We start from the raw sequence: 12,448 nt of genomic DNA, 5'->3' as shown, positions 1-12,448 counted from the left end.
TATTCTAACCTTTGAGGAATGCACACATGGCAGTTGAAGTTCACTATGTGGTGGTGAGAAACGGTGAGGAAAAGATGACTTTCGCAACCAAGAAAGAAGCCGATGCTTACGACAAAATGCTGGATCTGGCTGACAGCCTCGGTGAATGGTTGCAGCAGGCACCGTTGACCCTGGATGACGAGCAACGTGAAGGGCTGAGTTTCTTCCTGGCGGAAAATAAAGACGTGCTTGGGCAAATTCTGCGCGGTGCGGCGCCGGTAGAAACACCGAAGAAACCGGCCAAAGTTAAAGCGGAAAAACCTGTCCCTACCACAAAAGAGGGATCTGCGTCAGAAAAGCAGGCAGCATAATGACTTATGTTGCGGCAATGTGATGAAAAAGGATCTAGAATGAGCCGTGAAATAACTTTCTTCAGTCGCTTTGAACAAGACATCTTGGCAGGCCTCAAGACCATCACCATTCGGGATGCCAGTGAATCTCACTTTCAACCCGGTGAGGTCTTACGTGTTAGCCGTAATGAAGACAACGTATTCTTTTGCATGATTGAAGTACTGTCAGTCACGCCGGTACGGTTGGATGCGTTAACCGAGCTGCATGCTCGGCAGGAAAACATGTCGCTCAGCGAGCTGAAGCAGGTGATCAAGGAAATCTATCCGGGGCTGGATGAGCTGTTTGTCATCACCTTCGCGAAACGCTGATCTTTCGCCAGACCAGTTGTGAGCCAAGGGCAAATGCCTGCGGATAGCGTAAATCACAACTGGAGGGAATATGAAAACAACAGGTCTGAGTTTAGCCGTAGCACTGTTGGCCATGGCTGGTTTAACGACGACGGTACAGGCGCAAGAGCAACGTAGCGCCAAAGTGGCGCAATGTATGGGTCTGCAACCGGCAGACGTGGCCGCTCAGGTGAAACGCGATTATCTACAAAACCGCATTACGCGCTGGGAGTCGGATAAAAAGCTGCTTGGTACCGCTACCCCGATCGCCTGGGTAAGCCCGGAAGCTATTACTGGCAAAGATGCAGTCTGGCAGGTGCCGTTAACAGTACGCGGCACTAAGCAGGATAAAACCTACAATGTCACTCTCGACTGCAACGTGGGCAAAATCACCTACAGTGAACCACAGTAATAGCTGATTTTCTGGCGGGGCCGTTTTCGTTTGCCCGTCTGAAAATATCAAGCCCGCCTTATCAGCGGGCTATTTGTTTTAGACTGGGCTCAGTCTGTAAATGGGATGACCAATTCTCCCGGTTTGACTTCCAATCCTTTGGCTAGTTTCTTGGCCATTGCCTCTGTTTTACTGTTGTCTGGGTTCAGAACGTAGGCCGGTTTTTGGTCGAAGTAGGATTTCAGTGACTGATTCAGATAAGGCGTCAGTGCTTTCATCACTGTCTGCATTTTCTCTGGTTGCACACTATAGTCGGTCAATTCCATGTCCTTCAGGAATACCGCGCCTTGCTCACGATCATAGACCGGCTGCGCTTTCAACGTTAGCTTCAAATCTGCCGTTTGCGGGCCGAGGATCGAAGTGATATTCACTTTCGCATCGCCAGACAGGGTAACCTTGCCGGGTTCACTGCGACCAATTTGGCTCTGCAACTGCGTCAGGACGATATTGGCGTCCAGCAACCCCGGTACACCGATCTGCTTTTGGTAATCGTTATGTTTTTGCAGATAATCGTTCACTTCTTGCTCGCTGAGCGTGTATTGGGTCAGCTGATTGCAACCGACCAATGCGCCGACGAATGCCAGGGCAGCGACGCCCAATAAAATCTTCTTCATAAGTACTCACATGTAGGGGGCGACTAAGGTGCCCCGATTGCTATGGGCGCAGTATACAGCGCCCATTCCGGAACGTGGGATAATATTGATAGTGCGCGGGAAATCCGCCATGACCTATCGGATAACACTGAAACTGTTCAGCGTCGCAGACGAAGCACCAACAACAATACGCCGCCAAGACAGGCCAGCGCACCCAGTGCAGGAAACACTGGGATACCCCACAAGCGCACCGATGATTGCATCAGGTAAGGTGCCAGGCCGAGCGTGAAGGCGGCGGTGACGATGGATATAGCCAGCGTGACGGCGGCCCGTTCCAACGCCTTGCTTAGCTGATCAATGTTCTTGAGGTTGATGTCGGCACTGATCTGACCGCGTTTCAGCCGGCGCATTAACAGGCGTAGTGTTTGCGGTAGCTCTTCACCTGCGTCGAGTGCCTCACCGCCCAGCGCTAGCATGCGTCGCCGCACCGCCTCTGGCGTGTAACGCTGCAACATGACCTGTTGCAGCATTGGCTTTAGGGTAGCGATGATATCGAAGTTGGGATCTAATCGGTGCAGAACGCCATCTGCGGTGATTAAGGCCTTGAACAACAACACCAGATCTGGTGGCAGCGCGAGCTGATGTTCGCGTGCCATTACCAGCAAATCAGCCAGTGCCTTACCCAAGGTTAAGGTGGCAGAGGCCTGCTTATCGAGAAAGTTTTGGGCCGCCAACTCCAGATCCAGAAGATCCAAAGGATCACTGTCTGACCAGGCGATTAACGTATTGACGATCCCACTGGATTCCCTCTCGGCAATGGCTTGCAGCAACAGCAATAGTTGATTGCGTCGCCGTTCGGAAAGCTGGCCGACCATACCGAAGTCAATAAAGCCGACACGGTTATCCGCTAAGGCCATGACATTGCCCGGATGTGGGTCGGCGTGGTAGAGACGGTGTTCCAACACCATTTTCATAAAGGCTTGAGCACCGCGTTGTGCGAGTAGCGGGCCATCGAAACCTGCTGCTGCCAGTTGTTGCGGATTTTCTGGTGCAATGCCGGGCAAAAACTGCTGCACCAACAGACGTTTTGATGACAATGGCCAATAAATTTTCGGGATGACCACATCGGGTTGCTGAGCAAACTGTTGGGCGACCCGTTCACAGTTATTGCCTTCGTGAGTCAGATCCAGTTCATGGTTAAGTGCAGTTGCCAGCGCTCGCACCATCTGACGTGGTCGATAGCGGGCCAATGCCGGGCTTTGCTGTTCTACGGTTTCCGCCAAATAGGCTAACAAGCGCAAATCGGCATGAATGGTCTTCGCCAAGCCAGGACGCAACACCTTGACCACCACGGCTTCACCGCTGTGCAGTCGGGCACGGTAAATCTGCGCCATCGATGCAGCAGCCAGTGGCACGTCGTCAAACTCCGCAAACAGGTTGTGTGGATCTCCACCCAAATCAGCGGTAATTTGCGGTGCCAGTTCGTCCCACGGCAGAGTGGCCGCTTGGCTATGCAGACGATCAAGCTCGTCAGTCCAACTTGGATCCAGTAAGTCTGAGCGAGTTGCCAGAATTTGACCAAATTTGACAAAGGTTGGCCCGAGCGCTTCCAGCGCGGCGCGCAAACGCTGCGGCAATGTTTGGTTGTCTTGCGGTTCACCGCCGACGTCATTGCCGCTTAACAGGGTGCTGAGGCCCAGCAGGCGAATGACATCTTGTAATCCGTAGCGGATGAGCACTGCGGAAATTTCTTTCAGCCTCGCCCGATCGCGGGCGGTGACGAGCACCATTTTTAACATTTGCGCGCTATATCCTTATTGCGAGGGATTACTGTTCCATATCGAACAGCAACGGTATATCGCTGCGCTGTGCCATACGGTTGCGATAGGCTTCTACATTTTCCGGGAGTGTCAGCCCGGCGACGATGGACAACGAACGCAGCAGTGGGAACAGGTGGATATCGTCTTCAGACAACGTACCGTTGACTGCTTCAGGGGAGACAATCAGCGTGGAAAGTGCCTGGAGGTCAGTTTCCAATTGGGTAATAAGATCGGCGCTGTCACCGAGGTGCTCAGCAAAATTACCGATTGATGCCTGCTTTTTATCGGTAAAGTACTGACGTGCACTATCAGTAGCGAATTCTTCGAAGTCAGCATTGGCAAAACGGGGCAGCAATAAGTTGATGCTATAGCTGCCGACTTGCTGCAACCAGTCGGCGATCGCTGGGTTGGTTTTACCCGTCAACAGTGGTTTGCCGTCAAGATTATCGACGTAATGCACGATATCCATGCTTTCAGGCAGATAGCTGCCGTCCTCTTTTTGCAAAATAGGCGCCATTTTCTTGCCGATCATACTGACAGGCGTCGCTTCATCATCGTTGAGTAAGGTGACCAGGCGGACGGGCAGGTTTTTCAGGCCGAAAATCATGCGGGCTTTAACGCAGAATGGGCAATGATCGTAGATAAACAGTTTCATGCTTGCTCCGGTTGTCAGGTTTTAATAGCAATAGTTATCACAGCATACTGAGGCTGTCGCGAAGAGTTCTTGCTGGAAGGTGCGTTATTATTGTTTGATCCGCGCATCATGCGCGGATCAACGCGAGGATTATTTCTTTATCGGGACGGAATTGATCACTTCAATCAGATGCATGCGCGCTTCTTCCAGATCGATTTTATCACGTTCGGTGGTGGCATTGACGATCTGCAGTTGTTTGATAATGTTACTCTTCAGGTCGGCATTTTCAGCAATAATATGAGCCAGCGCTTTTTCTACCAATGTCGAGCGTGCATAAAGCATGCGCAGGTTCAGTACCATGTGTTCCAGCAGCTGCGGTAATTTATCTTCATTAGTCATCGCCAACGTCTCCCGTTTGTGTTTTTACTATCAGGATAGCAGCTATGGGAAATTCGGCTGATTTTCTGGCAACTTAGAGAAAAAACTCAGCCTCCGCGCACAACGGCGGTGGTAGCACCACGTGGGTTGAACTGCCAATAAAGCGCGAACAGGGTAATAAAACCGACAATACCGAGCAGAATCCACGGCAGTTCTGGCATGTTCATCGCATGACCGGTGTCATACATCCAACCACCGCCGGTGTAACCCAACGCGCCACCCAGTGCCAGGCCCAGGCGGCTGAACCCCATATAGCTACCGCGTGCCCGCGGATCTGCCAGCGAAGCACTCAGGGTTTCACGTGCCGGTTCGGCGATGATAGAGCCGAGATAGAAACAGCAAATCAGCGTAAAGACGCCCTGTAGGCTGGTTGCCAGCCCCACTGGCAGCAGGCTGAGTGTCATCAGCAGCAGACCTGCCATCAGCCGTTGTTCCAGGCGAAAACGTTTCTCGCTCCAACGTGCCAATGGGTAAAGCAGTGACAGCGACAGTGCAGCTTCAATGGCATACATCCATTTTACAGCGGTCGGTGAACCGGCAATTTCATTAACGACAATGGGCAGCATCAGCATGACCTGTACCGACAGCATGTAATAACCGGTGAGTGTCAATACGTAGGTCAGGAAACGGCGATCGCGTAAGACGCGCATCATGCCTTCCTTCATTGGCGTGCGCACGGTGGATATACGGTACGCAGGCAATAGCCAGGCGTTCCAGCCTGCTGCCAGAACGAAAATGCCCGCGCCGACCCAGCAGACAAAGTGGAAATCGTATTGCAGCAGCCAGCTGCCGATCAGGGCACCAATCACTGCGCCAGCGCTGTCTTGCATCATCAATAGGGAGTAAAAACGGCCGCGCTCATGTGGACGGGTGAGTTTAATCACCAATGCCGTGCGTGGTGGGTCAAACAGCGTGCCGCCGAGGGCGGAAAGGGCGCACGAAAACCAGAGTAACCAGGGCTGATCGGCCATTGCCATAGTGGCGAAGCCCGCAGCGCGCATCAGCATACCGGTGACAATCATCGGTTTGGCGCCAAATCGGTCGGCTATCGCACCACCAAAAATCCCCAAGCCTTGTTGGATTAACTGCCGTAAACCTAGCGCGGCGCCGACCACGACTGCCGCCCAGCCAAGCTGATCGACAAAGCGGATCGAAATAAGTGGAAAGACCACAAAGAAGCCTAAAACCACTAACAGGTTATCGAGTAATAGAAAATATTTACCCAAGCTCCGAGCTTGCGATACCAGAGACATGCTTCACCACGAGCAATTAAGAGGGAGAGGAGTGCGACCGCTCTAGTTTGTACCCAATCCAGGATTGCCGATAGGGGCGGGGTAGATAATATTTTTTTATCGTCAATACGTTACCTGCACGGCAAAACCGCACAAAAATAGCCGTAAAATAGCCAATCGCTTATTTACTGAGCTGTCTGTGTTTTACCTCCTGGGCTGGCTGCGGTTATATTAAATGAGGGTAAATGCGGTTCTGCGCTGGTCGTTGAGAAATAATGACTCAGGATAAATCTGCCGCAGGATAATTATCCGGACATGCGCCCAATAAATACTTCTTATCGAACCGTTCTGACTGCGGGGGAAATGATGTTTGGCTACCGCTCTGCATCACCAAAAGTACGCCTCACCACCGATCGGATGGTCGTCCGTTTAGTTCATGAACGCGATGCCTACCGGTTAGCGGAATACTATGCCGAAAATCGTGCATTCCTCAAACCCTGGGAACCCGTACGGGATGAAAGCCACTGTTATCCTTCCGGTTGGCAAGCGCGGCTGGGGATGATCACCGAAATGCAAAAGCAGGGCAGCGCCTACTATTTTATCCTGCTCGATCCAGACGAACATGAAGTGCAGGGCGTGGCGAACTTTAGCAACGTGTTGCGCGGTTCGTTTCATGCTTGTTTCCTCGGCTATTCATTAGCTGAGAAATGGCAGGGGCAAGGGCTGATGTATGAAGCGTTGCAGTCTGCTATCCGTTATATGCTGCGTCAGCAACGGATGCACCGCATCATGGCTAACTATATGCCGCATAATCAGCGCAGCGGTGCGTTGCTGACCCGGCTAGGGTTTGAACGTGAAGGTTATGCCAAGGATTATCTGCTGATCGACGGGCAGTGGCGGGATCACGTATTGACCGCATTAACCAATAAAGAATGGCTACCACCACGCTGAGGCCAAACAATGAAATATGAATTAAGCGCTAAAGAAGCCAGAGTGATCGGTTGTCTGTTAGAAAAACAGGTCACGACTCCAGATCAGTATCCACTTTCCCTTAACGGTATTACGTTGGCCTGTAACCAGAAAACCAACCGTGAACCTGTGATGGATCTGGCGGAAAGTGAGGTACAACAACACCTTGATCTGCTGCTGAAAAAGCATTTTTTACGTACATTAAGTGGATTCGGTAATCGGGTTGTAAAATATGAACACCGTTTCTGCAACTCAGAGTTCGGCCAGTTAAAACTGTCTGCAGCAGAATTGGCCGTGATCGCGACCTTATTGCTGCGTGGTGCACAAACGCCCGGTGAGCTCCGCACCCGTACCAATCGCATGCATGAATTTAATGACGTCACTGAGGTGGAACAGGTGTTGGCCAATCTGAGCACCCGTGAGGATGGCCCCTTTGTGGTGCGTCTGGCCCGGGAGCCGGGTAAACGTGAAAGCCGGTTTATGCATTTATTCTGCGGCCAAATAGATGAGGCACCTGCGGAGGCGTTGCCGTCTGATGAGACAGCGTTGCACAGACGTGTGACCGCGTTGGAAAATGAAGTGGCGCAGCTTAAACAACAATTGCAGGCGTTATTGGCTCGGGGTGCAGATGAGTAAATTGCGCATTGGTGTCGTGGGGTTGGGTGGCATTGCACAAAAAGCCTATTTACCGATCCTGAGCCAGGCGGCGGACTGGACGCTGGTTGGCGGTTTTTCCCCCAACCAACAGAAAGCACAGCCAATATGTGACAGCTATCGTATGGCTTGCTTCTCGGGGTTAGACAGCCTGGCACAGCAATGCGATGCCGTGTTCGTGCACAGCAGTACCGCCAGCCATTTTCAGGTGATCAGCGAATTATTGCATTACGGCGTTCACGTTTATGTCGATAAACCCTTGGCCGAAACCGTGGAGCAGGGCGAACAACTGATTGCCTTGGCAGAAAAACAAGGCAAAGCCCTGATGGTAGGGTTTAACCGCCGTTTCGCTCCGTTGTATCAGCAGTTGAAGCAGGACATGTGTCAACCTGCGTCGCTCCGCATGGACAAACACCGTGCGGACAGCGTTGGGCCCAATGATATGCGTTTTACCTTGCTGGATGACTATCTGCACGTGGTGGATACCGCACTGTGGCTGGGAGGCGGTACAGGGCAACTACTCAGTGGTTGCCTGCGTGGCACGGAAAGTGGCGAGCTGTTATATGCCGAGCATCATTTTGAGTGTGGCGAAACACAGGTAACCACCAGTATGCATCGCCGGGCCGGCAGTCAACGCGAAAGCGTTCAGGCAGTGTCAGATGGCGCGGTATATCAATTGAACGATATGCGTCAGTGGTTACGAGAAGATACTCACGGTGTTCTGGAACAACCGGCTCCTGGTTGGCAGACCACACTGGCGCAACGCGGTTTTGACGGCGCAGTTCGCCATTTTATCGCTTCTGTTAGTAATCAAACTGCACCAGAAACTGCCGGAGAGCAGGCCATTGTTGCCCAGCGGGTGATTGAAAAACTGCTGCTTGATGCCGGTTTATAAGATAACTCTATGTAACATATGGCGGTAGCTATTCTGCTGCGGATGGGTAAACTGAGCCGATAGTTTTACTGACGCCTGCTGATGCAGGCGTCGACATTTACAGGGCATATCAGAAAAACCACATGAACCTACTAAAATCACTGGCAGCCGTCAGCTCTATGACGATGTTCTCACGGGTGCTGGGCTTTGCCCGTGACGCTATCGTGGCGCGGGTGTTTGGTGCCGGTATGGCAACAGATGCCTTCTTCGTGGCATTCAAGCTTCCCAACTTATTGCGGCGTATTTTTGCAGAAGGGGCATTTTCCCAAGCTTTTGTGCCTATCTTGGCTGAATATAAAAGTCAGCAGGGGGAAGAGGCGACACGTACTTTTATCGCCTACGTTTCCGGCCTGTTAACGTTGGTACTGGCACTGGTCACCGTGCTTGGCATGTTGGCAGCCCCTTGGGTGATTTACATTACCGCACCGGGCTTTGTCGATTCACCGGACAAGTTTGCCCTGACGTCGTCACTGCTGCGCGTCACCTTTCCTTATATTCTGCTGATTTCGCTGGCCTCATTGGTCGGTTCGATCCTCAATACCTGGAACCGCTTTTCGATCCCGGCGTTTGCGCCGACGCTGCTGAACGTCAGCATGATCGGTTTTGCGCTGTTTGCCGCGCCTTACTTCAATCCGCCGGTGATGGCGCTGGCCTGGGCAGTGGTGGTTGGCGGTGTGTTGCAACTGGGTTACCAACTCCCACACCTGAAGAAGATCGGCATGCTGGTGCTGCCACGTCTTAAGCTTGGCGATGCCGGTGTATGGCGTGTGATGCGGCAGATGGGACCCGCAATTTTTGGCGTCTCTGTCAGCCAAATCTCGTTGATAATCAACACCATTTTCGCCTCGTTCCTGGTCTCAGGTTCGGTATCCTGGATGTATTATGCTGACCGTCTGATGGAGTTTCCTTCTGGCGTTTTGGGCGTGGCACTGGGCACCATTCTGCTGCCATCTTTGGCAAAAAGTTTCTCTAGCGGCAACCACGACGAGTATTCCCGCTTGATGGACTGGGGGCTGCGTCTGTGCTTCTTATTGGCGTTGCCGAGCGCCATTGCTCTGGGGATTTTGGCCAAACCCTTGACGGTATCGCTGTTCCAGTACGGTAAGTTCAGTGCCTTCGATGCCGCGATGACGCAGCGCGCACTGGTCGCCTATTCGGTCGGCTTGATGGGGTTAATCGTGGTCAAGGTGTTGGCGCCAGGATTCTATTCGCGCCAGGACATTAAGACGCCGGTTAAAATCGCCATTATCACGCTGATTTTGACCCAGGTGATGAACCTGATGTTTATCGGTCCGCTGAAACATGCCGGCCTTTCGCTGTCGATTGGTCTCGGGGCCTGCCTTAACGCTTCACTGTTGTACTGGCAGTTGCGTAAGCAGAAGATTTTCCACCCGCAGCCGGGTTGGGCGATGTTCCTGACCAAACTGGTGATTGCGGTGATCGTGATGTCAGCGGTGTTAGTCTGCATGATGTGGCTGATGCCTGCCTGGGATCAAGGCAATATGCTTGAACGTTTGTTGCGTCTGTCGCTGGTGGTTGTCGCCGGTGTAGTGGCTTACTTTGGTGTATTGGGGGGGTTGGGTTTCCGTCCACGAGACTTTGCCCGTCGAGTGGCATAAGCAAATATTCCCCGTTTTCAAAGCGTAAAAAAGGGTCGCCGCGGCGACCCTTTTTCGTATTCAGCTCGAATGGCTTACATACGTTCGACGGTTTCGATACCCAGTGTATCCAGACCGGCTTTCAGCGTCTTCGCGGTCAGCAGCGCCAGTTTCAGGCGGCTTTGACGGGCTTCTTCGCTGTCTGCGTTAAGGATCTGACAGTGTTCATAGAAGCTGGAGAACAGACCCGCCAAGTCATACAGGTAGCTACACATCACGTGCGGTGTGCCGTCGCGTGCTACGGTAGTGATGACTTCTTCAAATTGCAGCAGACGCGTCGCCAGCGTAATCTCGCGTTCTTCCGTCATTACCAATGGCAGGGTCAGATTGCTTTCGTCGACACCAGCACGTTTAAATACGGAAGAGACACGGGTATAGGCATACTGCATATAAGGCGCGGTATTACCTTCGAACGCCAGCATGTTGTCCCAGTCGAAGATATAATCGGTGGTACGGCTTTTTGACAGGTCGGCATACTTCACTGCACCGATGCCAACGGCATTGGCCAGACTTTTCATTTCTTCTGCCGGCATGTCCGGGTTTTTCTCGGCAATCAGCTTCGCTGCGCGATCGACGGCTTCATCCAGCAGATCAGACAGTTTTACCGTGCCACCTGAGCGGGTTTTAAACGGCTTGCCGTCTTTACCCAACATCATGCCGAACATGTGGTGTTCCAGCGAGAGAGAGTCCGGGATATAACCGGCCTTACGCACGATGGTCCAGGCTTGCATCAAATGCTGGTGCTGACGTGAGTCGATGTAATACAGCACGCGATCGGCACCCAGTGTTTCATAACGGTATTTAGCACAGGCAATATCGGTTGTGGTGTACAGGTAGCCGCCATCTTTCTTCTGGATGATGACACCCATAGGCTCCCCGTCTTTATTCTTGTATTCATCAAGGAATACCACGGTTGCGCCTTCGCTTTCTACCGCCAGACCTTTGGCCTTGAGATCGGCGACGATGCCTGGCAGCATCGCGTTATACAGGCTTTCACCCATGACATCGTCTTCGGTCAGGGTTACGTTCAGCCGGTTATAGGTTAGCTGATTTTGTGCCATGGTGATGTCGACCAATTTACGCCACATTTTCAGACAGTATTGATCGCCACCTTGTAATTTAACGACGTAGGCACGAGCGCGTTCTGCGAAGTCGGCGTCTTCGTCATAGTGCTTTTTCGCTTCACGATAGAACTGTTCCAGGTCGGACAGATCCATATCGCTGGCGTTCTCGTTCTGCATTTTTTCCAGATAGGCAATCAACATGCCAAACTGGGTGCCCCAGTCGCCGACGTGGTTGGCGCGGATCACTTTATGGCCCAAGAACTCCTGAGTACGCGCAGCAGCGTCACCGATAATGGTGGAGCGCAGATGGCCGACGTGCATTTCTTTCGCCACGTTGGGAGCAGAGTAGTCGATAACAATGGTTTGCTGTTCGACAGGCGCAATATCCAGTTTGGGTGCACTCAGGACACGGTCGGCTTGCTGTGCGACCCATGCGCTGTTCAGGAAAATGTTGATAAAGCCTGGGCCGGCGATTTCTACTTTGCTGGCGACGTCACCGAGATCAAGCAGTTGCACCACTTTTTCTGCCAACTGGCGAGGTGGCATGCCGAGTTTTTTTGCGACGGACATCACGCCATTGGCCTGATAATCACCGAACTGTGCTTTTGCTGACTGACGGACCTGCGCTTCGCAATCGGCTGGCGCGCCTGCGGCAATCAGCGCCTGGCTGACTTTATCTGAAAGAAGAACCTGAATATTCACCGGGTTACCTTAATGACGAACGAGGGGCCGTATGCCATGCCCCTACGGGATTCAAAGGTGGCTTCCTGGCTGCACGTCAAGACGGCGGCCCACCACAAAACAGCCTGTAATTGTAACCGATTTGAGGGAGTACGTCAGCAGTTGGCGAGGGGATAAGCTGAAAGTCGCGGAGCGCGAAATGAGAGAAGTAAATGGGTCAAAAAGAGAGGAGGGTGAAGAGATACAATAGGCAAAATCAGTGCCTTTTTTTCCGTCGACCGCCATCCAATGTGTTATTGCGTCGTGATTTGAAATGACGGTATATCGCATATGCGGCAATAACGATCAATAGCAGGGATATTATTAAAAGCATCATGGCTAATTATCTCAAAATCAATTTTCACTAAAGTAGCTTAAATGATATTTTCACGCAATTGCGTGAATCTTGTTTAGGACGATTCTCATGTTGTTATAAATTAAATTCATTAAAAAACAGTGTGTTGATTTATTTTTTAATTGAAATGACATTTGCATTATGCCGCTTTCTGCTTTCTTTTTAATCATATTTGGCCATTGTTATTACGGTTTTAAAACTTAATAAGTT

General features: G+C 51.8%; 13 protein-coding genes. 7 read left to right on the top strand and 6 right to left on the bottom strand.

Annotated features, from left to right (window positions below):
• Positions 1-26: 26 nt before the first annotated feature.
• The 3 genes from SGBXF1_RS14150 to yebF all read left to right on the top strand — a co-directional run bounded on the left by SGBXF1_RS14150 (position 27) and on the right by yebF (position 1,128).
• Entirely contained in the window at positions 27-350 is a 324-nt protein-coding gene (locus tag SGBXF1_RS14150) for a YebG family protein (RefSeq protein ID WP_061806461.1), read from the top strand.
• 39 nt (positions 351-389) lie between these two features.
• Positions 390-698, top strand: coding sequence for a N(4)-acetylcytidine aminohydrolase (yqfB, locus tag SGBXF1_RS14145; protein ID WP_037419871.1), 309 nt, complete (start codon positions 390-392; stop codon positions 696-698).
• 70 nt (positions 699-768) lie between these two features.
• Positions 769-1,128: a protein YebF gene (gene yebF / locus SGBXF1_RS14140; RefSeq protein WP_037419868.1), complete on the top strand. Its 360-nt coding sequence runs from the start codon at positions 769-771 to the stop codon at positions 1,126-1,128.
• Positions 1,129-1,217: 89 nt separating this feature from the next.
• Here yebF and SGBXF1_RS14135 read toward each other — a convergent pair whose 3' ends face one another.
• From SGBXF1_RS14135 to mdtH, 5 genes are all read right to left on the bottom strand, one after another.
• A complete protein-coding gene (locus tag SGBXF1_RS14135) occupies positions 1,218-1,781 on the bottom strand; it encodes a lipoprotein (protein WP_061806459.1) in 564 nt (187 codons plus the stop codon).
• 137 nt (positions 1,782-1,918) lie between these two features.
• Complete coding sequence (locus tag SGBXF1_RS14130) at positions 1,919-3,559, bottom strand: ABC1 kinase family protein (RefSeq protein WP_186427027.1); 1,641 nt, start codon at positions 3,557-3,559, stop codon at positions 1,919-1,921.
• Between the two features lie 28 nt (positions 3,560-3,587).
• Positions 3,588-4,235: a glutaredoxin 2 gene (gene grxB, locus SGBXF1_RS14125; RefSeq protein WP_061806457.1), complete on the bottom strand. Its 648-nt coding sequence runs from the start codon at positions 4,233-4,235 to the stop codon at positions 3,588-3,590.
• 129 nt (positions 4,236-4,364) lie between these two features.
• The gene (locus SGBXF1_RS14120) at positions 4,365-4,613 is read right to left on the bottom strand and encodes a hypothetical protein (RefSeq protein WP_061806456.1); all 249 of its coding nucleotides are present in this window, start codon (positions 4,611-4,613) and stop codon (positions 4,365-4,367) included.
• A gap of 86 nt (positions 4,614-4,699) precedes the next feature.
• Entirely contained in the window at positions 4,700-5,905 is a 1,206-nt protein-coding gene (gene mdtH / locus SGBXF1_RS14115) for a multidrug efflux MFS transporter MdtH (protein WP_061806455.1), read from the bottom strand.
• Between the two features lie 345 nt (positions 5,906-6,250).
• Here mdtH and rimJ point away from each other — a divergent pair, with 345 nt between their 5' ends.
• From rimJ to murJ, 4 genes are all read left to right on the top strand, one after another.
• Complete coding sequence (gene rimJ, locus SGBXF1_RS14110) at positions 6,251-6,835, top strand: ribosomal protein S5-alanine N-acetyltransferase (RefSeq protein WP_037419996.1); 585 nt, start codon at positions 6,251-6,253, stop codon at positions 6,833-6,835.
• A gap of 9 nt (positions 6,836-6,844) precedes the next feature.
• Positions 6,845-7,489 (top strand): YceH family protein, encoded by a 645-nt coding sequence (locus SGBXF1_RS14105; protein ID WP_186427026.1) that lies wholly within the window; start codon positions 6,845-6,847, stop codon positions 7,487-7,489.
• Entirely contained in the window at positions 7,482-8,402 is a 921-nt protein-coding gene (locus SGBXF1_RS14100; RefSeq protein ID WP_061806453.1) for a Gfo/Idh/MocA family protein, read from the top strand. Before SGBXF1_RS14105 ends, SGBXF1_RS14100 begins: the two co-directional genes overlap by 8 nt.
• Positions 8,403-8,524: 122 nt before the next feature.
• Complete coding sequence (gene murJ / locus SGBXF1_RS14095) at positions 8,525-10,060, top strand: murein biosynthesis integral membrane protein MurJ (RefSeq protein ID WP_186427025.1); 1,536 nt, start codon at positions 8,525-8,527, stop codon at positions 10,058-10,060.
• 74 nt (positions 10,061-10,134) lie between these two features.
• Here murJ and argS read toward each other — a convergent pair whose 3' ends face one another.
• Positions 10,135-11,865, bottom strand: coding sequence for an arginine--tRNA ligase (argS, locus tag SGBXF1_RS14090; RefSeq protein WP_037419850.1), 1,731 nt, complete (start codon positions 11,863-11,865; stop codon positions 10,135-10,137).
• Between the last annotated feature and the right edge of the window lie 583 nt (positions 11,866-12,448).

Origin of the sequence: Serratia grimesii, from assembly GCF_900186025.1 — a bacterium.
GTDB classification, from domain to species: domain Bacteria; phylum Pseudomonadota; class Gammaproteobacteria; order Enterobacterales; family Enterobacteriaceae; genus Serratia; species Serratia grimesii.
This window is presented reverse-complemented; position numbering and strand designations above follow the sequence as displayed.

What these genes read in the sequence shown, in the direction of transcription:
- SGBXF1_RS14120 (WP_061806456.1), bottom strand. Translation starts at nt 4,613, where the DNA reads ATGACTAATGAAGATAAATTACCGCAGCTGCTGGAACACATGGTACTG.
- SGBXF1_RS14150 (WP_061806461.1), top strand. Translation starts at nt 27, where the DNA reads ATGGCAGTTGAAGTTCACTATGTGGTGGTGAGAAACGGTGAGGAAAAG.
- SGBXF1_RS14100 (WP_061806453.1), top strand. Translation starts at nt 7,482, where the DNA reads ATGAGTAAATTGCGCATTGGTGTCGTGGGGTTGGGTGGCATTGCACAA.
- yqfB (WP_037419871.1), top strand. Translation starts at nt 390, where the DNA reads ATGAGCCGTGAAATAACTTTCTTCAGTCGCTTTGAACAAGACATCTTG.
- SGBXF1_RS14130 (WP_186427027.1), bottom strand. Translation starts at nt 3,559, where the DNA reads ATGTTAAAAATGGTGCTCGTCACCGCCCGCGATCGGGCGAGGCTGAAA.
- SGBXF1_RS14135 (WP_061806459.1), bottom strand. Translation starts at nt 1,781, where the DNA reads ATGAAGAAGATTTTATTGGGCGTCGCTGCCCTGGCATTCGTCGGCGCA.
- mdtH (WP_061806455.1), bottom strand. Translation starts at nt 5,905, where the DNA reads ATGTCTCTGGTATCGCAAGCTCGGAGCTTGGGTAAATATTTTCTATTA.
- rimJ (WP_037419996.1), top strand. Translation starts at nt 6,251, where the DNA reads ATGTTTGGCTACCGCTCTGCATCACCAAAAGTACGCCTCACCACCGAT.
- murJ (WP_186427025.1), top strand. Translation starts at nt 8,525, where the DNA reads ATGAACCTACTAAAATCACTGGCAGCCGTCAGCTCTATGACGATGTTC.
- SGBXF1_RS14105 (WP_186427026.1), top strand. Translation starts at nt 6,845, where the DNA reads ATGAAATATGAATTAAGCGCTAAAGAAGCCAGAGTGATCGGTTGTCTG.
- grxB (WP_061806457.1), bottom strand. Translation starts at nt 4,235, where the DNA reads ATGAAACTGTTTATCTACGATCATTGCCCATTCTGCGTTAAAGCCCGC.
- yebF (WP_037419868.1), top strand. Translation starts at nt 769, where the DNA reads ATGAAAACAACAGGTCTGAGTTTAGCCGTAGCACTGTTGGCCATGGCT.